The 21458-nt window shown below is 61.2% G+C and carries 21 protein-coding genes; 6 read left to right on the top strand and 15 right to left on the bottom strand.

What is annotated here, in order from left to right:
- The first annotated feature begins 107 nt into the window (after window positions 1-107).
- On the top strand, window positions 108-1274 hold the full coding sequence (locus ACVZUB_RS26980) for an alkane 1-monooxygenase (RefSeq protein ID WP_482627919.1): 1167 nt from the start codon (window positions 108-110) through the stop codon (window positions 1272-1274).
- A gap of 36 nt (window positions 1275-1310) precedes the next feature.
- Here the strand turns inward: ACVZUB_RS26980 and ACVZUB_RS26975 are convergent, their stop codons facing one another.
- A complete protein-coding gene (locus ACVZUB_RS26975; RefSeq protein ID WP_482627918.1) occupies window positions 1311-2258 on the bottom strand; it encodes a nuclear transport factor 2 family protein in 948 nt (315 codons plus the stop codon).
- 2 nt (window positions 2259-2260) lie between these two features.
- The gene (locus tag ACVZUB_RS26970; RefSeq protein WP_030536013.1) at window positions 2261-2899 is read right to left on the bottom strand and encodes an NAD(P)-dependent oxidoreductase; all 639 of its coding nucleotides are present in this window, start codon (window positions 2897-2899) and stop codon (window positions 2261-2263) included.
- 167 nt (window positions 2900-3066) lie between these two features.
- Between ACVZUB_RS26970 and ACVZUB_RS26965 the strand changes: the two genes are divergently transcribed.
- The 3 genes from ACVZUB_RS26965 (at window position 3067) to ACVZUB_RS26955 (ending at window position 5396) form a co-directional block, all read left to right on the top strand.
- The gene (locus ACVZUB_RS26965; protein WP_482627917.1) at window positions 3067-4038 is read left to right on the top strand and encodes a serine/threonine dehydratase; all 972 of its coding nucleotides are present in this window, start codon (window positions 3067-3069) and stop codon (window positions 4036-4038) included.
- 58 nt (window positions 4039-4096) lie between these two features.
- Window positions 4097-4498: a hypothetical protein gene (locus tag ACVZUB_RS26960; protein WP_020971062.1), complete on the top strand. Its 402-nt coding sequence runs from the start codon at window positions 4097-4099 to the stop codon at window positions 4496-4498.
- A 61-nt stretch (window positions 4499-4559) separates the two neighbouring features.
- Window positions 4560-5396, top strand: coding sequence for a DUF1206 domain-containing protein (locus ACVZUB_RS26955; RefSeq protein WP_003943056.1), 837 nt, complete (start codon window positions 4560-4562; stop codon window positions 5394-5396).
- A 19-nt stretch (window positions 5397-5415) separates the two neighbouring features.
- Here ACVZUB_RS26955 and ACVZUB_RS26950 read toward each other — a convergent pair whose 3' ends face one another.
- The 3 genes from ACVZUB_RS26950 to ACVZUB_RS26940 all read right to left on the bottom strand — a co-directional run bounded on the left by ACVZUB_RS26950 (window position 5416) and on the right by ACVZUB_RS26940 (window position 8244).
- On the bottom strand, window positions 5416-6723 hold the full coding sequence (locus tag ACVZUB_RS26950) for a serine hydrolase domain-containing protein (protein WP_482627916.1): 1308 nt from the start codon (window positions 6721-6723) through the stop codon (window positions 5416-5418).
- Between the two features lie 82 nt (window positions 6724-6805).
- Window positions 6806-7543, bottom strand: a complete 738-nt coding sequence (locus ACVZUB_RS26945; RefSeq protein ID WP_042925208.1) for an SDR family oxidoreductase — start codon at window positions 7541-7543, stop codon at window positions 6806-6808.
- The gene (locus tag ACVZUB_RS26940) at window positions 7540-8244 is read right to left on the bottom strand and encodes a TetR/AcrR family transcriptional regulator (protein ID WP_050655986.1); all 705 of its coding nucleotides are present in this window, start codon (window positions 8242-8244) and stop codon (window positions 7540-7542) included. The genes ACVZUB_RS26945 and ACVZUB_RS26940 overlap by 4 nt, the downstream gene beginning before the upstream one ends.
- A gap of 173 nt (window positions 8245-8417) precedes the next feature.
- On the opposite strand from ACVZUB_RS26940, the gene ACVZUB_RS26935 reads away from it, so the two are divergent.
- The gene (locus tag ACVZUB_RS26935; protein ID WP_482627915.1) at window positions 8418-9299 is read left to right on the top strand and encodes a DUF4190 domain-containing protein; all 882 of its coding nucleotides are present in this window, start codon (window positions 8418-8420) and stop codon (window positions 9297-9299) included.
- A 13-nt stretch (window positions 9300-9312) separates the two neighbouring features.
- Here the strand turns inward: ACVZUB_RS26935 and ACVZUB_RS26930 are convergent, their stop codons facing one another.
- From ACVZUB_RS26930 to ACVZUB_RS26905, 6 genes are all read right to left on the bottom strand, one after another.
- Window positions 9313-9861: an SMI1/KNR4 family protein gene (locus ACVZUB_RS26930; RefSeq protein WP_228401412.1), complete on the bottom strand. Its 549-nt coding sequence runs from the start codon at window positions 9859-9861 to the stop codon at window positions 9313-9315.
- Between the two features lie 99 nt (window positions 9862-9960).
- Entirely contained in the window at window positions 9961-11322 is a 1362-nt protein-coding gene (locus tag ACVZUB_RS26925; RefSeq protein WP_482627914.1) for an HNH endonuclease signature motif containing protein, read from the bottom strand.
- A 119-nt stretch (window positions 11323-11441) separates the two neighbouring features.
- Window positions 11442-11870: a hypothetical protein gene (locus ACVZUB_RS26920; protein ID WP_225320164.1), complete on the bottom strand. Its 429-nt coding sequence runs from the start codon at window positions 11868-11870 to the stop codon at window positions 11442-11444.
- Window positions 11871-11891: 21 nt separating this feature from the next.
- Window positions 11892-12560: a FadR/GntR family transcriptional regulator gene (locus ACVZUB_RS26915; RefSeq protein WP_482627913.1), complete on the bottom strand. Its 669-nt coding sequence runs from the start codon at window positions 12558-12560 to the stop codon at window positions 11892-11894.
- A 102-nt stretch (window positions 12561-12662) separates the two neighbouring features.
- On the bottom strand, window positions 12663-13868 hold the full coding sequence (locus ACVZUB_RS26910; protein ID WP_042447245.1) for an MFS transporter: 1206 nt from the start codon (window positions 13866-13868) through the stop codon (window positions 12663-12665).
- 122 nt (window positions 13869-13990) lie between these two features.
- The gene (locus tag ACVZUB_RS26905) at window positions 13991-14962 is read right to left on the bottom strand and encodes a helix-turn-helix transcriptional regulator (protein WP_482627912.1); all 972 of its coding nucleotides are present in this window, start codon (window positions 14960-14962) and stop codon (window positions 13991-13993) included.
- 102 nt (window positions 14963-15064) lie between these two features.
- Between ACVZUB_RS26905 and ACVZUB_RS26900 the strand changes: the two genes are divergently transcribed.
- Window positions 15065-15532: a VOC family protein gene (locus ACVZUB_RS26900; protein WP_007729793.1), complete on the top strand. Its 468-nt coding sequence runs from the start codon at window positions 15065-15067 to the stop codon at window positions 15530-15532.
- An 88-nt stretch (window positions 15533-15620) separates the two neighbouring features.
- Here the strand turns inward: ACVZUB_RS26900 and ACVZUB_RS26895 are convergent, their stop codons facing one another.
- The 4 genes from ACVZUB_RS26895 to ACVZUB_RS26880 form a co-directional block, all read right to left on the bottom strand.
- Window positions 15621-16154: a GNAT family N-acetyltransferase gene (locus ACVZUB_RS26895; RefSeq protein ID WP_007729791.1), complete on the bottom strand. Its 534-nt coding sequence runs from the start codon at window positions 16152-16154 to the stop codon at window positions 15621-15623.
- A gap of 763 nt (window positions 16155-16917) precedes the next feature.
- Window positions 16918-18165, bottom strand: coding sequence for a zinc metallochaperone AztD (aztD, locus tag ACVZUB_RS26890; protein ID WP_482627911.1), 1248 nt, complete (start codon window positions 18163-18165; stop codon window positions 16918-16920).
- A 685-nt stretch (window positions 18166-18850) separates the two neighbouring features.
- Window positions 18851-20308 (bottom strand): APC family permease, encoded by a 1458-nt coding sequence (locus tag ACVZUB_RS26885; protein WP_315873498.1) that lies wholly within the window; start codon window positions 20306-20308, stop codon window positions 18851-18853.
- A gap of 273 nt (window positions 20309-20581) precedes the next feature.
- Entirely contained in the window at window positions 20582-21175 is a 594-nt protein-coding gene (locus tag ACVZUB_RS26880; RefSeq protein WP_165638380.1) for a TetR/AcrR family transcriptional regulator, read from the bottom strand.
- Window positions 21176-21458 lie beyond the last annotated feature (283 nt).

Genomic DNA, 21458 nt, shown 5'->3' with positions numbered 1-21458 from the left:
CGCTCTGGATTTCGGGACCATACCCGTCCGGACAATAGTTCTGGTTTGCTCAGCGTGAACGGTGCGTGGGACGAATCGTTCGAGGGGACGAAAGGCGAGATCGGCGAATGACAGCGACTTCCGACGCACGGCGTACCGAATCGAACGCTGTCCAGAACACCGACTCGCCGTCCGGCGAAAATCCGCGCTGGCGCGACCGCAAGAGGTACCTGTGGCCGCTCGGATTGCTGATTCCACTCAGCCCGTTCCTCTCCTGGTTTCTCGTCGACAACCTTCGTCTCGGATTGTTCTGGGCGACCGGCGCGTGGCTACTGGTCATCGTCATCCCGATCATCGACATGTTGGCCGGTGAAGACGGCGAAAGTCCGCCGGACGATGCGATCCCACGACTGCAGAAAGACCGCTACTACCGCTGGTGCACTTACGCGTTCCTCCCCTTGCAATACGCCGGTCTGGCCTTCGCCTGCTGGTGCTGGATCAACGCTCCGATGGGAATCGCGGAGAAGATCGCGATGTCGTTCACGGTGGGCGTCGTCGCCGGCGTCGGTATCAACGCGGCCCACGAGCTCGGCCACAAGAGCGAGAAGATCGAACAGTGGCTCGCGAAAGTGGCGCTTGCGCAATCTCTCTACGGGCACTTCTACGTGGAACATAATTTCGGCCACCATGTGCGTGTAGCGACTCCGCAGGACCCGGCCAGCTCGCGGTTCGGTGAGAGCTTCTGGAGGTTCTTGCCACGAAGTGTGTTCGGCGGCCTGCGTTCTGCCTGGCGGATCGAGAGCGCTCGACTCCAGCGGAAAGGCAAACGAACCTGGAGCTTCGAGAACAATATTCTCAACGCTTGGGCGATAAGCGTTGTCCTTTTCGCGACGCTGATCGGTATCTTCGGTTGGGAGGTCGCGCCCTGGCTCCTGCTGCAGGCAGTTGCCGGATTCACCTTCCTCGAAGCCGCGAACTACCTCGAGCATTACGGCCTGCTGCGTGGCAAGCGTGCCGACGGCTCGTACGTTCGCTGCAGCCCCGCTGACAGTTGGAACAGCGATCACGTCGTGAGCAATCTGTTTCTCTACCAACTGCAGCGGCACAGCGATCACCACGCCAACCCGAAGCTGCGGTACCAAAGTCTGCGTAGCGCGGCCGAAGCGCCGCAACTTCCGGCCGGCTACGCAGTGATGATCGTGATCGCGTGGATTCCACCGCTCTGGCGCCGGGTGATGGATCAGAGATTGTTGGACTACTACGACGGCGACACAGAACGAATCAACGTCGGCTGATCCGCATCCCTCTCTGAACTGTTCGGAGTTGTCGTCTCAGCGACCGTCGTCCCACACGGTGTTGCCGCTTGCAGTCGTCGACGGGTAGTCCTGGACGGCGTCCCAATGCTCGACGATTTTGCCGTTCTCGTCGAATCGGAAGATGTCCATCGAGCCGCTGCCGGCCGTTCCCTCACCGGACGAAGCGAAGGTCTGAATAAAGACGAAGTCGCCCTCGGCTACCGTCCGTGGAAACTTGGTGGCCTTGTCTCCGGTAACGGGTCCGATCCCGGCCAGTGCGGTGACAAATGCGTCCTTGCCGTCAGCGAACGAGGGGTTGTGCTGGGTGTAGGTCGGACCGACCAGCTGGTCGGCAGCCTCGGCGGCTTTGCCTTCGTTGAAGGCGAGCTGCAGGAACGTCAACGCGTTGGCCGTGTTGCGCTCCAAGACTTCTGACGACTTGGACGGCGACGAGGTGGGTCCGTCGAACATCGTGTTCGGATTCGCGGACGTTTCCGGCACGTCTTGAATGGCATCCCAGTGTTCGACGATCTTGCCGTTGTCGACGCGGAAGATGTCGAATACCGCCTGGCCGCGGTCGCCGGGTGCAGACGTGGTGTGGGACTGGAGGGCAACCAGATCGCCCTCGGCGAAAACGCGAGTGATCTCGGCATGCAATCCGGGTGTGGCCTCGACGTAACCGCCTATGCCGCTGACAAATCCGGCTGCCCCATCGGCGGCGGTGGGGTTGTGCTGGATGTAGACGTCGCCAAGGTACCGGTCGGCGGCTTGCTGTACCTGACGGCCGTTGAACGCCAGTTCGTAGAAGTCCGTGACGACGGTCTTGTTGGATTCGAGTTGATCGCCCTGTTCGGCAACAACGCTCGTGGACGTCGTAGAACTGCTGGGCGTTGCGGATTCCGCGTCGTTGGAGCACGCGGTGAGCAGGAGAGCGGCGGCAGCGGGAACAGTGATCCAGGCTGCGCGCCTACGGAGGTTGCTCATGTTCAGTGTGCGACGGTGAAACGCTGGCGACGGTGGGCCGGAGTCTCGATCTCGTCGACAAAAGCGTGGGCGTAGTCTTCGCCCGCGATGGCGGAGTTGCCCTCGGCGTCCGTCAGGAGAATGTCGCCACCCAACTGGAACGATCCCTTCGGGGCGACGCCGGCATGGGCACCGAACGCTGCGGCCGGGCTCACGTAGAACCAGTCGACATTGCTGTCGGTCGCGCGGAGCGCATCGAGGACGTCGGCGTGAGCGAGTGCCTCACCCTTGTATGCGTCCGGGAAGTCGGGGGTGTCGACGACGCGTGGCCCACCCTCGGAGACCAACAGGCTGCCGGCGCCACCGACTACGGCAATGCGAGCACCGTTGCGTGCGGCGGCATCTGCGAGGGGAGTGACGGCGTCGAGCAGGCGCTTGCCGTCGATCTCGCGAGCGGGGATGGCAACGACAACGACGTCGTTGTCTGCCGTGATCTGCTCCACGATCGTGTTGTCGTGAACAGAACCCTGCACGACATTCGTGTCGGTTCCGGACTGCGCGCTGCGAGCGACGACGGTTACCTCGTGGCCGCGTGAAGCGGCTTCTTTCGCGATTGCGCTTCCTGCAAAACCGTTTCCACCGAATACTGCGATCTTCGACATGGGGTGTGCCTTTCCTTGATGTCGTCGTTGTGCTTGTAGTAGTAAATTTATTCACCCCGAGGTGCATAGTCTCGGTCAGATGCGGGCATTCCTTGGTGAAAAACAGACATCATGATGACGATGGGCCGACTGCTTCGGGTCGAAGTTGCGAACCGTAGGGTTGGTACATGACTCTCACCGCCGACAACAATGCAGGTCCAGTGGCAATCGAGCGCTCGGACGTCGAAGCTGCGCGGACTCGTATCGCAGGACTGGCGCGGCGTACTCCGATCTTTCGCACTGCGCTACCGACGCCACAGGGTGAGGTACCGGTTCTGTTCAAGCTCGAGTACCTCCAGCACGGCGGTTCCTTCAAAGTGCGCGGCAGTCTCAATGCAGTGGAACGAGCGGTCGCCGACGGCACCATGCCCGATGCCGGCGTGGTGATCGCGTCTGGCGGCAACGCTGCAATCGGGGCCGCGTGGGCAGCGCGGCGACAGGGACTCACCTGCACAGTGGTGGTGCCGGAGACAGCGCCTGATGCCAAGGTGAAGGCTCTCGGAGAGTTGGGTGCAACCGTTCACAAGGTAGGCGACCGGTATGCACTCGCTGCTGCCGCTGCGGCGGACATCGCACGCACCAGCGGTGCGCTCGAACTGCACGCCTACGACCTGCCCGACATCGTCAGTGGGGCCGGCACCATCGCTCTCGAGCTCGAAGACGACGCATCCGGACCGATCACGTATTGCGTTGCAGTCGGCGGCGGCGGATTGGTCTCTGGAATCGTCGCGGCGGCTCGTCCCGAAGATCACGTGGTAGCCGTCGAGCCGACCGGGGCTGCCACCTTGCGCACCTCGCTCGATGCGGGGCGTCCGGTGGATATCGAAGTAAACAGTATCGCCGGAGACTCGTTGGGGGCTACACGAATTGGTGCCATCGCCTGGGAGACACTGCATGAGAGTTCGGTAGACAGTGTTGTGGTCGAAGATGATTCGATCCGACAGGCGCGGGCATTCCTGTGGCGGGAGTTCCGGATTCTGGTGGAGTTGGGAACCGCAGCAGCATTGGCTCCGGTTCTGAACGGAACGGTGTCGCCGCCGTCCGACGGTGAACTGTGCGTGGTTCTATGCGGAGCCAACACACATCCGACCGACCTGTAATTTCAGCGTATTTGTTTGCCTGCGTGTGAGAAAGTCGCAGGTGGGTACCTCTCGCAGTATGAGTACCAGCAGCATTATCTGGATAATTGTTGCCGTGGTCGTGGTGATAGCGATCGTGGCCGCACTCCTGTGGGTGGCGCGAAACAGGCGTGACGAGCGTCGTCACATCGAGGCAGAACAGATCCGCGAAGACGTCGCAGACAAGTCACTGCAAGTAGGCGAGCGCGAGGCGCGGGCAGAGGAGACAGCAGCCAAAGCGCGCATGGTGCAGGCAGAGGCCGACGCCAAAGCGGCGGAAGCGTCTGCGCTGCAACATCATGCAGCGCAGCATCGGAAAGAGGCGACGAGTTCTCGCGAGGAACTGAACCAGCAACGAGATCATGCAGACACGATCGACCCCAAGGTTCCCAACCCCGAAGAACCGCGGTCGACGCCGGATCAGAACCCTCGAAACCCTTGATCTCGAAACACTTGATGCAGGCGTTCGAGGGAAGCGTCTGCCCGTATATGGTTCGACGATCATGATGAATAAAGAATCGTCACCGCACGACCAGAAGAGCGTCGCGTCCACGGCGGCTGACGTCGCACAGAACAATGTCTTCGAGCGCTTTGCCCGTGCCGGATTCGTCGTCAGCGGTGTGGTTCATCTGCTGATCGGATATATCGCGATCCGCCTTGCTCTCGGTGGATCCGGGTCTGCGGACCAATCGGGTGCGATGGCCGAGTTGGCAGGAAAGCCAGGGGGTGTCTTCGCTCTGTGGGTCGGCGTCGTGGCCTTCCTTGCCATGGCGTTGTGGAGATTGGCCGAAGCTGCGTTGGGAAGCTCGTCGTCGCCGTCCTCTGACGACAAGAAGAAAGAGTTCTTCAACCGCGCAAAGGCTCTGGGCATTTCGCTCGTCTATTTCGGTTTTGCTTTCACTGCATTCGGATTCGCCCGCGGTAGCGGGAAGTCCAGCAGCGGTCAGAGTGCGGGGATCACGGCGCGTTTGATGGAGAACACGCTTGGAACTATCGCATTGGTGATCGGCGGGATCGCGATCATCGCCGTTGGTGTGTACCACGTGTACAAGGGCGCGAGCCAGAACTTCCTCGATGATCTGAAAGGCACACCCAGCAACTTCGTGCGCCGACTCGGAACCGTCGGGTACGTCGCCAAGGGCTTGGCCATCGCTGCAGTCGGCATTCTGGTTCTTCTTGCGGTCAACAGTTCCGAACCCGGCAAGTCCTCCGGACTCGACGGAGCGTTCAAGACGCTGGGCGCGCAGCCGTACGGAGTGGCGCTGCTGATCCTTGCCGGATTGGGCATCATCACCTACGGGCTCTACTGCTTCGTGATGGCGCGCTCGACGAAGATGTAGCGCCTGTAGGCAAGTGGGCCTATCCGAATGACCCGGTCTGGAAGCCGACGTCGCTGCCCGACGAACTTCCCGTCGAGCTACCGAATATGGGTCGTCTCGGAACCAGATCATGCATCAGGTTCACGGCTGCAGGGTCGATCATCGCCGCATTTCCACCGTTCGCCAGAATCGTGATCGACCAGCCGCTGTCGGGAACCAGCAGGGTGATGCAGTTGGATCCCGAGCTGTCTCCGTTTTTCTTGGCGAACCGTTGTGGGAAGTTCGGCGTCGGGGGTTGGAGCTGCCACGCCATTCCCATTCCGAATGCAGGATTCTCCGGAGCTTGCGTGTCGATCTGCTCGAGCATCGAGGTCAGGACTGGTTTGAGCGGGTTGTTTCCGTAGCCGAGAGTTGTTGCAGCCCAAATCGACATGTCCTCGGCGGTGCTGACCAGCCCACCCCCTCCTGCGATCGCACCCGTGTTGTTCCACAGAGGCGCTCGTGTGCCGTCGAGGTGGTACGGAACGGCAAGGTCGGTTGCTTTGGTCTCGATCACGGTACCCATCATCCCGAGCGGGTCGGTGATTTCGCGGGCGACTGCCGCCGCGAATGGTGGCTTCTCTTGTCCCGGAATGATTTTGTCGGCCATCAGTGTGCCGAGCAGTCCGAACCCGAAGTCCGAGTACAGCCAGTGGCTACCGGGGGCGAACTCCAAGGCGCCGGCGTCTTGGAGTCCTTTCCAGAGCATATTTCTGGTGTACTTCGCCTTCTCGTCCGTGCACGATCGTGTGCGATCGGCACACCCCGCCGAAAGATTGGGCGGGTCGTCGCTCAGGCCGGAACGGTGGGTGACCAGTTGGCGAAGCGTGATCTCCTCGCCGCCGATGCCTTTCGGCAGCGGGTTGCCATCCGAATACTTGCTCGCCAGGTCGTCCAATCCGACTTCTCCCCGAGCGATCAGTTTCGCCAGTAGTGCAGCGGTGAAGGTCTTGGTCTCCGAGGCGATCTCGAATTGCGTTCGTGGAGTGACTCTCACGCCGTTTTCGACGTCGGCCTGGCCGTAGTGGTACGTAGTGGTGACACTCGCCTTGCGGTTCTTCTCATCCGGTTTGACGATGGCGAAGGCAAGACCGGGGACTCCGCTGTTCAGCAGTGTCTCTGCGACGCGCTGTACCGCTTGGGCTTCCGCAGGATCGCCGACCCGCGAACCTGGATTGGGTGCAGTGGGGCCGGCGGCGCCGGCGGTCGAGGAGGTCGCGAGGGTTATGACCGCGGTTGCCGCCAGCCCTGCAACGCTGATGAACTGCCGTCGTGACGTCCGGGCGGACCCTCGATCCTGGTTATCCATTGTTTGCACATTACAACCAAAGTCGACTGGTTTGACTGTTTTGTCGGAATTGCCAAGGTGTGCTCCTTAGACGATGGTTTTGCTAAATCACGCCGCCGTTGACGTAGATGACCTGGCCATTGACCCAACGAGCTGGGCCGGCGAGAAACGCGACAGCCTCCGCGATGTCCGCCGGTGTGCCGAGGCGTTCCAGGGGAGCCAGCTTGGACAGGTTCTCCACTGTAGCTTCGTCTTTCCCGTCAAGGAATAGATTGGTGGCCGTGGGGCCTGGGGCTACGGCGTTGACCGTGATATCGCGTCCCCGTAGCTCTTTCGCGAGAACCAGAGTGATCGCGTCGACAGCACCTTTGGTGGCGGCGTACGCGGCATAAGTCGGAAACGCCAGCTTCTTCACGGAGGTGGAGAAATTGATGATCGCACCACCGCGCCGGACACGTCTGGCTGCCTGCTGGTCGACCACGAAGGTCCCTCGGACGTTGGTCCGATGCATCCGATCGAAATCGTCGAAGTTCAGTTCTGCGACGGTGGAGAGGATCATGATTCCGGCTGCGTGAACGACGACGTCGATGCCCCCGAACTCCTCCTCGACCGTATCGAACAGTGCGGCGACTTCACCTTCGTCGGCGACGTCCGCATGCACCGCTATGGCGCGACCGCCCGCAGCGACGATGGCGTCAGCTGTTTCCTGGGCGCGTTGAATGTTTCCTGAATAGTGCACGGCGACAGCCATTCCGTCGGCGGCGAGCTTCTCGGCAGTCGCTCGCCCGATGCCGCCGGAAGCTCCGGTGACGATGGCGACGCGGGTGGTGGTGTCAGTCATGATGTAACTCCTGAACTGGTTTCGGTTGCATCGGACAGCTTGCGAAGCCACTCTCGTAGTAGGCCGACTTCGTTGGCGGAGAGAGAAGTTGAATCTGCGGCGGCCAGTTGGGCGTCGAGAGTAGATGCAACTCTGTTGAGTGAGGTTTCCGGGTGGGCGCCGGATTCGTCGATGATGGACGCGAAGATTCCGTCGCGAACTCGCTGTGACAGCGTCGGATCGGGGTACTGTTCCGGCCTGACGACGAGCATCAGAGCGACGCCCGCATTGGCGGACATCACCATCTGCGTAGCCACGTCGACCGATACGGTCAGAACACCTGCCGCAGCGCATCGTTGGAGAACGGATCGAAGTAGCGCCTGAGCCTGCAGGGCGGTGTCGGCGCTCTGGGCGGAAGGTGAGTGCATCAAGCGGTAGTGAGCGGGATGCGCGAGCGCGAAGGCGGTGTGCGCATCCCAGCCGGCCCGTAGATCGGCAACGGGGTCATCGGAAGGTGTCGCAGCGCGTTTACCTTCGAGGTATTCGAAGAAGCCCGCCTCGACGACGGCTGCGAGCAGACCGTCCTTGTCGCCGAACTGACGGTAGAGCGCGGGGGCGCCGACGCCGGCCATCTCGCACACGGCGCGGGTGGATATGTCGCCGTTGGGGGAGGTGTTGAGCAGCTCGGTTGCCGCGGCCAGAATCTTTGCTCTCGAGCTCAAAAACAACGCTAACACAACTATGTAATCGTTGCTATCGCCGGTTTGGTCGTGCGAACGAACTACAGACACAGGCGCCAGAACTTGATCAGATGAGTGAGCCGGTCCGGCCACGGTTCTGTGTGGAGTGACGGCTAGAGCCGTTCTGTTCTCACACTCTGAACGAAGGAATCCTGGTGATTGACTCGGAAACTACTGTTGCGCAGAATAATTCGCATTTCGGTTATCTGGGGTGGATTCTGCGGGTCATCAGTGTCGTGGCGTGCGCTGCGGTTGCAACGGTCGTTGTCTCGCTGACGCTCGGGCCGCCATTCGCGCGGGCCTGGGCACAGTGGGTTGCTCGTCATCTAGGTGGGGACTTCGAGACGGGAGTCGTTGTCGGATTTGTGACTGGGCTTCTGGGCACCGCTGTGACTTTGTTTGCAGCGCTGATGAGTTCGTTGGCGTGGCGGCGACGCGGTGGCCCGGCATTGTCGCTTGGTGTCGGTGCCATTGCCATGCTTGCCGTTATTCCTGGCGCAGTGAATTTGAGTATCGCGGTCGGTGCAGCAGGATCCGGTGTGAGGGCGGCGGGGAGGATCCTCGACGTCGACGGGCCGGCGTTTCGTGGAGCCTGGATAGCCGGATCTGTGGCGGGGCTGTTGCTGTATATGGCCGCGGCGCTGCTGTTAGGGAGGAGCCTTCGTTCGACGTTCGGGCCTGTCAGGCAGGTGGCGGCACCGCTCCCTGGGGTGGTCGACTACACCGCCGATGGCCAACCCGTTTTTGCACAAGTGGGCTTCACATCGGACGGGATTCCGGTACTTGCAGATCAACTTGCAGCGCGCTATCCAGCGCGACCAGCGGTCGGCACGAATGCCTTGGCCATCGTCGCACTTGTACTTGGAATCTTCGGTGGAGTTCTTGCTATTCCAGTGGGGCATGTGTCGTTGAACCAGATTCGCCGTTCCGGCGAAAGTGGGCGCGGATTGGCAGTGGCCGGACTCGTTCTCGGCTATCTGTCCCTGGTCGTCGTCGTAGGTTTCGTATTCGTGGCTGTGTCCGCGGCCTATCGATAATTTGGGTCGCGCGTCAGAGTTGGGTGGGCTGGAGTGGCTCGATGTCGGAGGTGCGAGGTCCGAACAGGCCCATAGCCCGGGTGCGAATGGACGGTAGTGCTTCGTGGATGCTCCCGCCGAGGCGGTGGAGAGAGTTGAACGAGCGTGATTCCCAAACCGGAAACTCTCCGTCGGTGTCGCGTGATGCTGTGTCCCACAGGAGGGCGTCACCGTTTTCGCTCCATCCGAAAACCTGCAGCGAGTCGGGGAGTGACCAATCGCCGTCGGGTTCGATCATCCAATCGAACTCGTCATCCTGTCCTTCTCTGTAGACCGAATGAAGATGGGCGGTGAGGTTGCGGGCGCGCCCTTGCCAGCCGTCCGCAAATCCGGGAAGGACGGGCGGATAGATGAGCCAGAGTCCGAAGGTCCGCGCCCAACCTGCGTGCCTGATGAATGCGCGATATGAATCGGGGAAGCCCTGCCGGTCGGGAAATCGATAGGAATCCATAAGGGCAAAATCGATATGCGCGAGCGTCGGTCGGCCGTCTACCGTCAGCGCGTTGGTTCCCTGTGCAAACACACGCTCAACGCTAGCAATAGGGGACACCGTGCCGCCCTTTCCGGCTATCGAAGCACTCCGGAATGGGTCACCGAGGCGTGTGCTCGGTGACCTCCGGGTTCAGAGTCGTGTGGTGGAGCGGCGGGGTTTCCGGTCGGGGTCGATGCCCGGTGGTGGGATGAACCAGGGCAGGTGATCGGTGCCCATTCGGATTTCCCATTTGCCGGTGAATCCGGGTTTTCGGTGCATCAGGGTGTGGTGGGTTCGGCAGAGCAGGACCAGGTTGTCCATGACGGTTGGTCCTCCTTTGGCCCAGTGTTTGATGTGGTGGGCGTCGGTCCAGGCGGGGACGCAGTCGCAGCCGGGGAAGGCGCATCCTTTGTCGCGGGCGATCAGTGCGGTTCGTTGTGCTGCGGTGACAAGCCTTTTGAGTGGGGTGACGTCGAGTGGGGCACCGTTTTCGTCGAGGAGGACGCTGGAGAGCATGCAGTCGCAGGCGATCATGCGGGTGCGGCCGATGCTCAGTGGTCCCATCCAGGGCATGTGGCCGACATCGAGATCTTGTTTGTCGAGATATTGGAAGTCGAGATCGAGCATGCCGGGATCGTCGTCCTCGGACGGGACAGGTGTTGAGCCATCGCCCGTTGTGGCGCATTCACGGTGGTAGGCCAGGTCTTTGGCGTTGATGTGCACGTTCAGGTGTGGGCGTTGGCCGCCGTCGATGCCGGTGGCAGCGTTGTCGAGGTAGCGCCGGATGAGTTCTGCCATGGCGTCTGCGTTGCGTGTGGCGGCGGGTCGTTTGTCGGGTGTGCCGTCTTCGGCGGGGGTGGGCATGGAGAGGTTGGAGAGGGCGGAGAGAAGCATTTCGCCGGTCATTCCGTCGAAATCGCCTCGGACGGCGACTCTTCCGTTGAGGGTGGGGGAGATGCGCAGTTCGTTGCGGTCGGTGTCTTCGCTTGGTGGTGGGTCGTCGGATTCGAACATGTGCTCGAGGACGCTGATGGCGTAGCGCAGTTTGACGGTGGTTGCTTCGGTTCCGGATGCTGCGGCGAGGAGTGTGTCGCGGCAGTACGGTAGTGCGGCGTCGGGCATTGCCTTGGGTGGGGATTCGCAGAACGCCACGATCAGTGCTGCGTGCTCGAAAGTGAGGTCACCGGCATCGAATTGGTCTTCGATCTCGGGAAACGACCGTAGCGCTTTTCCCAGGGCTGCGATTCTTCTGCCGGTGGAGATCTGCAGCATGGTGTGGTTCGCGAGCCATTGTCCGGTGCCGCGGTAGCAGAGTACTTGTTCGTCCGGGTTCAACGTCAGGGTGTCGACGGCGGCCACTCGAATGGCTTCCAGGCGAAGGATTTCCGCTGACGCGGTGATGGCGATCTCGCGGACGTCGCTGGGGTGAAGCCGCCACAATCGTCCGCGCACACCCACGGCGGAGCTGTTGACCACGTCGGTGACAGTATCTTCGGTGATGTTGATCGTCATGAGAACCCCCCGTTCCACCTTCCATCATACTCGAACATGCTTTCGAGTCAAGGGCTGTTTCGAGAAGGTGAGGTGGGCCCGGTCGTCGTGATTCTGTTGTTCGAGAACAGGTTCCGTCATTACTCGACTCGTTGGAGGAAGGGGCGAGGCCAGGCGCCGAGTGCGAGAACGGCGAGGATCGTCTGGACTAGTCCGGTGGTGAAGAAGATGCCCTGCAGCGGCGACCAGGCGAGAACGATGGCGATCTCGACGAAGATCCAGATCATCATGGTCAGGCCGGCGGCCGCGTGCAGGCCCCACGTCAGACGGAACCTGTTGTGCTGAGCGAAGAGCGCGGCGGCCTGGATGCCTCCGACGACAACGCCGAGGAGGATTCCGGGCCAGAAATATGAAGGGAAGACGGTTCCCTCGATCCACTCAGGAGGCAGGCCCATCCCGCCGCCGATCGTCAGGCCCGCCATTCCTACGAGCGCAGAGAGCAGGTTTAGCCACGCGATGGCGGACAGACCGATCCGGAGACCCCGTGGAGGGAGCGATGTGGACGTCATGCCTGACAACGATAGAGAGGGTCAGTCGAGCCCGTCCATGTTCCTGCGCGTTGCCGCGCTGGCGGCGTCGGCATCACCCGCGACGATGGCTTCTACTAGATCTCGGTGGGCAGCGCCTTCGTCGTCGATCGATTCGGGGTCTCGCGCCGCGACGTCGGTGATCACGTCCAGGGCCGAGTTGCGGAGCGTTTCGATGAATGAATCGAACACCATCGACAACACGCTGTTGTGCGCAGCATTCACCACGGCGCGATGTAGTTCCATGTCAGCGTCGACAAATTCTGTTGGTGTCGAGGCATTTTCACGGGCTTCGAGTGCTGCGTGTAACAGATCGACGTCGGCCGAAGTTCGGCGCATGGCAGCCAGGCGGCCCGCTTCCACTTCCAGGAGTCTGCGTACTTCGTAGACTTCGCGGCGGTCCGAGCGTTTGAGTTCTCGCTCGAGTTCTGTGACCGGTGTCGAGGACATGACGTAGGTGCCGGACCCTTGATGCGAGTAGAGCTGGCCTGACGCAATCAGTGCGCGAACGGCCTCTCTGCCGGTCGAACGCCCGACTCCGAGGAGTGTGCTCAGAGCCTGTTCGTTCGGGATTTTGGTCCCGACCGGCCACTCGCCGTCGCCGATGAGGCGCGCAAGTTCGTCCGCGGCTTTCTGTACCAGCGACTGCTGCTTGATCTGGCGCACTGCCATGTGACTGCTCCTGACTGACTCGGTGAACCGCAATGGAGCGGCTCACCGAGTAATACTTCATGTCCTCCGATGAATCTTCAGACTACGGGGCCGTCTTTCGGTTTATCGAAGGGCGATGACGTCCAGTTCGCGCTCCGTCTCGTCTTCCGGGTCGAGTCGTCGATCGCGCAAGGTGAATGCGATGACGGCGCCGACGAACAGCACTGCAGTTGTCGCCCCGATCGCCATGCGCGGTCCGAAGTGATCTGCCAGGTAGCCGAACAGCGGAGATGCGATGCCCCCCACGGACATCGCGAGTCCGAGCGTCACCCCACTTGCTGTGCCGGGGCGATTCGGTAGGTAGTCCTGCGCCAATGTCACCTGTGGCGCGAAGGGCAGGAACATAGCAAATCCGAGACAGACGATTCCCAATTCGGCAACTGCGACGTGCGGGGCGGCAGCGAGCAGTGCCAGTGAAGGTACCGCAAGCAGGTAGCCGAGTCGGATGGATGCGCGTCGACCACGACGGTCCGCGAGGACTCCTCCCAGTAGCGTTCCGGCCGCTCCTGCCAATGTGAAGGAGGACAACACGATTGCAGCGCTCGAGGACGATCCGTTCAGTGCGTTGAGCACGAACGGTGAGACCAACGACAGAGTGGTCACGTACGGAATTGACCAACAGACCGTTACCAGCACGAGTCGTGTGAACGAGCGCCAATCGTCTGACACGGGACCGTTCGCTGCCAGTTGCGCACTCAACGACTGGGCTGACTCGGCCGCACCCGTGTTGGCCGATCGCGACTGGGCGACCATCCACCAAATAGCCGCCACCACTGCAGGAACTGCGAGTAGATAGCCGCCGGACAAACCGAGTGAGCCAACCACGAGCGTGACAAACGGTGGCGCCAGCGAGGCGCCCAACGTACCGCCCACGGAGAACACGCTCATGGCTTTCTGTGAATGACCTCCAGCCGCGCGTGCCAAATTTGTGGCGGGAGGATGGTATGCGGCGATGCCGATGCCGGCCACGGCAATTGCCAGCCAAGTGACGATGTAGGTGGTGCTCATCGCTGCCACGACAATGCCTGCTGCGGCCGTCACAAAACCTGTGGGTACCAGCCAGTTTCGGCTCTTTCGATCGACCAGCATGCCGAATGCAGGTTGCACGACACTGGATAGTCCGGTCGCGGCGAGCGTGATTCCGGCGACCGCGGAATAGGAATATCCGCGTTCGAGCATCATGAACGGCAACAGCGCAGGCACAGCCCCCTGGTACAGATCGTTCACGACGTGTGTGCCGGTGAGAAATGCAACTTGCCCCTTCTTCATCTCCTTGGGCATCCCTTCGTTCAGGTCTTCAAGTCCTCAGGTCCTCTGAGGACTTGAAAGTTATCACGAACCCGCGGGCGCACGGTTGCGTTGGAGACCTGGATCTCATTCGAGACGACTGACTAACTCTCAGCAGTCGCGGCGTTGCGGGCGGCGAGTTGCGCGAAAGCGTGGGTAAGTTCTGCCGGGCCGACGACATCGATGTCGGTGTCGAATCGGTTGAAGGAGGCTGCCAGCGCCGTCCAAGACCATGATCCGGCTTCGAGACTGCACTGCTCGGGGCCACGATCTTCGACGATGCCTTCCCCGACAAAGGGAAGAACATAACTGGCTGGTCGATGGAGAACGACCTTGCCATGGCACGGCCAATTGTTGATATGTTCCGATCCTTTGAAGCGCGCGGACACGTATTCGCTGACGTCGCCGCCGGGGATTTCCTTCGGCGTGAACCGGGGACCGTTCGGGGTGCGTGGGGTGATGCGATCGGCGCGGAAGATTCGCCAGTCGTCTCGCGCGAGATCCCACGCGACGAGATACCAGCGACGCTTGGAGGTCACCAGATGATGCGGCTCCACTCGGCGCGGGGGTGTTATTTCGCTGTTGTTTGACTGGTCGTTCGAGTAATCGAAGCGGAACACCTCGCGACCGCGGACTGCAGCGGAAATCGCTACGAGCACCTCTGGGGACACGGAGTCTGCGTCGCCGGAACCGGCCGAAATCGTGGTGAACGTGAGCGCGTCGAGGCGATGGCGCAGACGCGAAGGCATCACTTGCCGCACAGTGGTCAACGCTCGAACCGCATCCTCTTCGATACCGACGCCGGTCAGCGTCGCCGCCTGCAGCGCAACTGCCAGTGCGATGACCTGATCGTCGTCGAACAGCAGGGGTGGCAGCTCGCTGCCGGCGTCGAGTCGGTATCCGCCGTCCGGGCCCATGGTCGCCGCAATGCGGTAACCCATCTCCCTGAGCCGGTCGATATCGCGGCGGACCGTGCGATGGCTGATGTCGAGCCGCTCGGCGAGTAGAGCGCCCGGCCAGTCGCGTCTCGTCTGCAAGAGGGACAGCAGATTCAAGAGTCGAGTGGTGGTCGCCATGCGGTGAGACTACGACGAGTCTAGGACGAAAACAGTCCTATACGGCTGTGAGAGTCGACGTCGTCAGGGAAAACCCGAGCGACGTTCGCACCAGGAGCAGACATGAGCATCAAGACAACGACCCACCTCAACTTCCGCGGAGACGCCCGCGCGGCTCTGGAGTTCTACCAGTCCGTCTTCGGTGGCCAGGTCACGATCGCAACCTACGGCGACTTCGGGATGCCCAAGGAGGTGCCCGGCGCTGAGAACGTCGTGTTCGGCCAGGTGGAGACAGAGGACGGCTTCTGTGTGATGGCATACGACATCCCTGGACAGTCGGGCGGCTCGGCCGGCAACGCAGGCTCGACACACCGCGAGAACGGCACCACGATCACTGACCAACCGTTCTTCGTCTCGGTTCGCGGTGAAACCCTCGAAGAGGTGCAGAACTACTGGGCCAAACTCTCTGCTGGTGCATCGATCATCGAGGGTCTTGCCGCCGCGGCGTGGAGCCCCGGTTTCGGCATGCTCACCGATGCGTTCGGGGTGACGTGGATCCTCGACGTCGCTGCCGGCGAAAACCCGGCCTAGCTACTCCCCGTGCTGCGGCGCGCGTTCCGAGTCACCGCGTCGCAGCACCTTCGTCATTGCGGCATCGAGTCCTGTGTCGCCGAGGCAGTCACAGTGCCTTTGTCGTGAACAGCAGGTCCCCGTGGATTTCGTGAGGCTCCGCATGGTCGGTCGCCACGAATACGAGTTTTTCCAGCACACGGCGAGAAGCGCCGTTCCAGTCACGGACCGTGGCCCACAGACGTCGATAGCCTGATGCCTGCGCCCATTGGATTACCGCCCATGAGGCCTCAGTCGCATATCCCTGACACCATGCCCTACGGAGAAATTCGAATGCCAGTTCAGGCTCTCCGTCAGGTCCGTGCTCAGTCTCGATCAGGCCGCAGTAGCCGATGACGTCATGGGATCCTTTACGCTCCACCGCCAGTAGACCGGGTTGGTGTGAGCGACTGCGAATCTGGTCCTCGATGTCTCCGATGGAGGGTCGACCATCGGAATCGATCCGACGATGCGGTGGGACACGAGGATCGCGCTCACCCCAGAGCTCCCGCAAGACAACGGCATCGGGCACACGGAACGGTCGCAGAAGCAGTCGGTCGGTCTCTAGCGAATTCTCCCGTTCGGACTGTGAAAGGGCGTCCATGTCATGGACTCTATCGGTGCGGATCACCTGCGGGCCGCGACGTACCAAATCGCGATGATCAACAAGGTTGCGGCCGAGGAATATGCGAGGAAACCTCCCATATCGAGCCAGTTGGCCTCCCCGAACGGGCCCGGCTGTATCGGTGACGTCTCGACTGCGCGACTGCCTCGCCGTGAAAGGTGGATCCACCACACCACAGAGTTGCCGAGGCCCCATGTCAGCAGTAGCCATCGGAGTGCCCTGTCGGCAGAGGGACGGTCATAGCTGCTTTGGCGCATGATCGAGTGTCCACCCTCCGGTAGGAAAACCACGCGTTTTCGGTTATTGCAGATTCGGCGGTCGACATCGTGGACCTCGACCGTCACGGACCGAGGTCCGACCCCGGACACGACGAAGCCGCCGGACACCTGCAGGTGTCCAGCGGCTCCAGCGCGTCGGTGCCCGTCTTGCGCCTCTCGGCAAGTGGCCACTCGAAGTGGCAATTCTGGGGTGGTACCCGGGGCAAAGAACCGAACACCGACACCATCTCCAACGAACCTCCACACGGAGTTATTCCATGCTGACTTGTGCCGCGGTCAATCGTGGTCCTGCTCATCGCTCAGCTCCAGCAGAGCTGGCGACAACGGCTTCGATTCTCTGAGGCGCGCGTCGTAGCACCTCGAGGACTGCCTGGGTATGAGATTCCCTGGTCAGTAGGCGAAGCACGAGAACGGCTCAGGCCCTCATCTCGGTGTGAGATGGGGGCCTGAGGTGAGGATCTGAATCAGCCGGTGACACCGGTCAATTCGTTGGGGGCGTGATCGAGAGTGGTCTCGGTCAGGATGCTGCCGTCCTCGAGGTCGACTGCGATCAACTTCTTCGACGCTGGGTCGGTGACGTAAGCGGTGTGATCTTCTACGAAGAGCGCGGGCCTGGGCTCTTGCCATTTGGTGGGCTCGGTCCATGCGTCTATGACGGCGATCTTCTTGGTGACGACGCCGGTGTTCGGGTCGATGACGTGGATGGCGCCGTCGGTGCCGAGCACCAGTGCCTCTCCGTGTGGTCCGCGGCCGAGTGAGCGGAAGGTGTAGCTGGTGCCGAGGTCGACGAGCTTGAGTTCGGACGTCGTCGTGTTGGTCAGTGAGACCCGTTGCGGACGTTCGAGTTCGGCGTCCTTGTCGGTCTTGTAATCACCCAGCACGATGTCCGACTCCTCCGAGCCTGCCTGATTTCCGATGCGGCCGTATGCATCCGGACTCTGGACCTTGGTGATCGCTCCGTTCTTGTACACGAGCAACCCGTCCTGGCAGCCCAGCACGATGGCTTCGCCGGCAGCGACTGCTTCGCCGTGGACACCGGGGCACTGTTCGTTGCGCAGGATTTCCCGGCGGTCGGCATCGAGGATGGCAATGCCGTTGCGGGACTCAGAATTTCCGATGGTCGTCAACAGGCTGCCATCGGCAAGTGCGACCGCAACGCCGTGATGGGGTTCTGGCGTGGTGTACGTCTCGACGCGGGGTTGGCGTTTTGCCAACTGCGCCGGATCGAAGATCTCGACGAGTCCCGAGCCGTCGTTGAAGAGAACGGTTTTTCCGGCATGGCGTACAACGTGTCCGGGTTCGTTGGCTGCGAACTCGACCTCGGACATCGCGGGATCGGCTGTGTAGTAATGAGAATGATCACCGTGAGCCGAAGACCACGTGCCGGTGTCGAGCACCTTGAATGCTTCGCCGGCAGAGATCATGACGTGGCGACCGTCGCCGGCCGGGTTGAGTCGGGTGAAGCCAGCGATCTCGGTCTCGCCGACCACGTCGAGGGAAGTTGCATCCAGCACCAGGACGCCGCCGTCGTACGACACGGCGAGACGTGGTGTTGCCGAGGCCTGTTCGGTTGGTGCGGCCGACGTCGTGGTCGTGGTTTCGGACTGGGCGGAGTCCTTGTTGTCGGACGAGCAACCCGTAACGAGGGCGAGTGAGAGGCCTACTGATGTGGCAAGGGTGAGGCGCCGCGACATGCGGGTGTTGAGGTGCATGGGTATAGATCTACTGCTTAATGTAAATGATTGTCAAAGTCGAGTATGCGAATGTTCGCATGTCGGGCGTGGGCACCGCGCTCGAGCATTCGCGAGCCGATGACCCCGAACACGAGTTCCCAGAAAGGGCGTTCCGATATTGAGCGGTTGAGAACATGCCTGCGATTCTTTTGCCGCGTACGGAATCAGCCGCGTCGAACGCCTCGACATTGGATCATGGCCGTCGGCGTCAGTCATGACCCAGGATTCCAGGGCTGGCAGCAGGCCTGGGCATAGTGTGTATTTCCGCCCAGGTCGGCCGGTGTTCGAGTATGTGGGTCCTGATGTCGGACTGATACCGAGGACTCCGAATTCGGTGTTGATCAGGAATCCGGAACGCTCAGTATCAATCCGAAGGTCTCCGTCAGTGAGTGCATGGTCGAAGGGCATTCCATGCGCCACAGCGTTGTTGGCTGCCGCGCACGCGTTGTAGCCGAAGGGTTGTGCCCGAAGGATGACGCGTACGCGACGTAGCGACGGCTTCAAGGACCATGTCTTTGGCCCACTGATCCAACTCGAGCAAATTGGCGCCGACGGCGCTTCCGCTTTTAGTTCCAGTGCAGGTTAGGCGGCGTGGTCTTCATGCACCGGTGGGCCCGTGCCTCGCGACGGGGAAGCCGGTTTGGTGCTTGAATTTGAGGTTCGTCTACTGCTCTCGGGCCGTCGCTCGTTCCGAGTTCAGGTGAGGTGGCGGCTGGGAGGCGTCAGCGTGGCTTCGACGCCCCATCAGGTAAAAGGCGATAGTGGCCGGCGTGATGGTTGCGAGCGCAACGTAGGACATCGCACTGACTGGAGACGGTGCGGGGAAGAAGATTCCGTTGAGATAGATCCATGAGGTTGCGACGGCACCGGCGATCAGTGCTGCGATTGTCACGGCGGTGGCTGCGCGCTCGCGGAAGAGGAGCATCACGGCGCCGATGCTGATGACGACGTATGGGCTCACCCAGAAATAGACGACCAGAGTTGACACTGCGTTATAGATGGAAGGAAGTGGGCCCGTGGCGCCGATCACCAAAGTGCAAATGCCGAAGAGGCCACCGAGAATGATCAGCAGGATTGCGGAAACAGGGCTGTGAAATCGGGAGTGTATGCGTGTGAACCTTTGTGGTAGAAGCTTTTCGGCTGACAGAGTGGCGACGAAGCGGGATCCGTAGTTGACGAATCCGATCAGTGCGGCGAAGGTCGCTACGGCGACAACGAGGTCCGTCATTTGTCCCATTGCGGTCGGTAAGCCCGCATTCTCGGCCAGGGCGGCGGGGGATGATGTGCCGGAAAGGATTTGGTCGGACGTCTCCGTGATTCCTGGTGCCTGTAGGAAGGTTGCGATCACGTACAAGGTTCCAAGCACGATGGGAACACTCATCACGGCGGCCGGCACATTCTTCTTCGGGTCGCGGGTCTCCGCGGCCAGGGCCGCGCTCCCCTCGAAACCGACCAGGAACGCAGTTCCGGATGCGATGCCGGCCACGATCCCGCTGACGGACGCGCCCTGAAGAGTCAGTTGTTCCTGCAGATGTAGACCAGTGTGAATCGCACTCGCCCCGGTAATGGCCAGCAACAGTGGAAGACAAATCGCGGTGAGTAGGACCGCGATTACGATCGAAACATCTAGGCCGCGACAGGTGATCGCCGCGACAATTGCTGCGGAGGCGAGGTAGATCGCGATTTGTGCAGGGCGATCGAGGCCGCCGTCGATGCCGATAGATTGCAGAAAGCTACCGCTGTACGCGCCGATGACCAGCAAAATGCTTGCGACCATCGCCAGATACCCGAGGAACAACGAGGCTCCGATCAGTGACTGTGCCCATCGCCCGAATACTTCGCCGGCGTAGGAGTAGAGCGATCCGGAGGCGACATACCGGCTAGCGAAGACGGTTACTGCTCTGCCGACGCAGATGACTGTCAGCGCTGCGAGCAGAGCAGCGACCCAACCACCGAGTCCTGCGTTGAGTACCAGCAGCATTGGAAACGACGCCATGCCGACGGCAGGGATCATTGACGAGATGGCCAGCGAGGTCAGTTGAAGGCGGCTGAGATGGCCGGATTCAAGGTTGATGGAATCCGTATCAGTCTGTGCTACAGCATTATTCGACGAGTGATTCATATGTGCGTCCTTGAATTTGTGCACTGTCGAGTGCGGGCAGGGGCTATATGCCGGGATCGGCCGCGATCGCGCGTGTGAGGATCGGGATAGCCCTCAGGAGATGGTGATGTCAGTCACATGACTGAGTCGATCGACTGAGATTAGCTTCGCCCTTGCTGTTCGTCAATGAGTTCCGGAAAATTCCTTGGATGCAGCTGCGGGATTCGGATGATTACGGGCACGACTGTGGCCCGGCGCTGTCGATTGCAACGCCGGGTGGGAAACGGGAAAACTCTAGCGGGGCGGGTGGATCGAATCGATGATGCCGACGATTGCGGACGAGATGGCGTCGAGTTCGGGTGCGCTCACTCCGGTCGCGCCAGTTGCGAGATTTTGCATGTAGATTCCGTCGATTGCGCCGATCGTGTAGCGGGCGAGCAGTGTGGCGTCGCTGCCGGCGATGTCGGTTGCGTGCCGAAGCTCATCGGCGAAGGCGGATATGTACGTCGTGTAGCTGGCTCTGGCGAGTTCGGCCTTGTCGGGATTGCGCAGCGCCCACAGCAGCAGCTCGTATTGGGCGATCGGGACGTCTCGATCGGTGTGGAGAAGATCTTGGAAGCGTTCGAGCAATGAACGGATGATCTCTTGACGTGTCCAGCCAGTTGTCGGTACCAGGCGTGATCCCACCGTGGTGGCACGAAACATGTCGTCCACGGCGGTATAGATCTCTCCTTTGCCGTCGAAACTGTAGTGCAACGCAGCGAGGTTGACTCCGGCTTCGTCGGCGATGCGGCGGGTGGTCGCCGCGGCCAGTCCGTCGCGAATGATGACTCGGGCGGCGGCCTTGACGATCGCAGTCCGCCGCTCGGATGCTGTCAGATACGCCATTCGCTTTACCGTTCACCTTCTCGTTGTCGTGGGCCTCCAGGGGTCGAGCGTATCGATGTCACTCAGCGTGCGTGACACCCTGGTCGTTCCTTATATCTGCCCGGTGCGTTCCGGGTGCGTCGTTGCCGCTCTTCGGGATCTCTTGCAGTTTGCCTATTGACGCTAGCTCCGATCCGCCATAATCTCAGTCACATGAGTTAGTCATGTGACTGACTTCATTGCTCGACTATAGCGCTTGGCAGATCACACCAGGGCGAGAGCTGCGACATCGCACAAAACCGCG

The sequence above is a fragment of the Rhodococcus sp. OS5 genome, from assembly GCF_056837585.1.
The sequence above is the reverse complement of the archived record's forward strand: the minus strand, read 5'-3'. Positions and strand labels throughout refer to the sequence as shown.

Excerpts from the sequence above, each read along its gene's own strand:
- ACVZUB_RS26980 (WP_482627919.1), top strand. The coding sequence starts at position 108 with ATGACAGCGACTTCCGACGCACGGCGTACCGAATCGAACGCTGTCCAG.
- ACVZUB_RS26975 (WP_482627918.1), bottom strand. The coding sequence starts at position 2,258 with ATGAGCAACCTCCGTAGGCGCGCAGCCTGGATCACTGTTCCCGCTGCC.
- ACVZUB_RS26970 (WP_030536013.1), bottom strand. The coding sequence starts at position 2,899 with ATGTCGAAGATCGCAGTATTCGGTGGAAACGGTTTTGCAGGAAGCGCA.
- ACVZUB_RS26965 (WP_482627917.1), top strand. The coding sequence starts at position 3,067 with ATGACTCTCACCGCCGACAACAATGCAGGTCCAGTGGCAATCGAGCGC.
- ACVZUB_RS26960 (WP_020971062.1), top strand. The coding sequence starts at position 4,097 with ATGAGTACCAGCAGCATTATCTGGATAATTGTTGCCGTGGTCGTGGTG.
- ACVZUB_RS26955 (WP_003943056.1), top strand. The coding sequence starts at position 4,560 with ATGATGAATAAAGAATCGTCACCGCACGACCAGAAGAGCGTCGCGTCC.
- ACVZUB_RS26950 (WP_482627916.1), bottom strand. The coding sequence starts at position 6,723 with ATGGATAACCAGGATCGAGGGTCCGCCCGGACGTCACGACGGCAGTTC.
- ACVZUB_RS26945 (WP_042925208.1), bottom strand. The coding sequence starts at position 7,543 with ATGACTGACACCACCACCCGCGTCGCCATCGTCACCGGAGCTTCCGGC.
- ACVZUB_RS26925 (WP_482627914.1), bottom strand. The coding sequence starts at position 11,322 with ATGACGATCAACATCACCGAAGATACTGTCACCGACGTGGTCAACAGC.
- ACVZUB_RS26920 (WP_225320164.1), bottom strand. The coding sequence starts at position 11,870 with ATGACGTCCACATCGCTCCCTCCACGGGGTCTCCGGATCGGTCTGTCC.
- ACVZUB_RS26915 (WP_482627913.1), bottom strand. The coding sequence starts at position 12,560 with ATGGCAGTGCGCCAGATCAAGCAGCAGTCGCTGGTACAGAAAGCCGCG.
- ACVZUB_RS26910 (WP_042447245.1), bottom strand. The coding sequence starts at position 13,868 with ATGAAGAAGGGGCAAGTTGCATTTCTCACCGGCACACACGTCGTGAAC.
- ACVZUB_RS26905 (WP_482627912.1), bottom strand. The coding sequence starts at position 14,962 with ATGGCGACCACCACTCGACTCTTGAATCTGCTGTCCCTCTTGCAGACG.
- ACVZUB_RS26900 (WP_007729793.1), top strand. The coding sequence starts at position 15,065 with ATGAGCATCAAGACAACGACCCACCTCAACTTCCGCGGAGACGCCCGC.
- ACVZUB_RS26895 (WP_007729791.1), bottom strand. The coding sequence starts at position 16,154 with ATGGACGCCCTTTCACAGTCCGAACGGGAGAATTCGCTAGAGACCGAC.
- aztD (WP_482627911.1), bottom strand. The coding sequence starts at position 18,165 with ATGCACCTCAACACCCGCATGTCGCGGCGCCTCACCCTTGCCACATCA.
- ACVZUB_RS26885 (WP_315873498.1), bottom strand. The coding sequence starts at position 20,308 with ATGAATCACTCGTCGAATAATGCTGTAGCACAGACTGATACGGATTCC.
- ACVZUB_RS26880 (WP_165638380.1), bottom strand. The coding sequence starts at position 21,175 with ATGGCGTATCTGACAGCATCCGAGCGGCGGACTGCGATCGTCAAGGCC.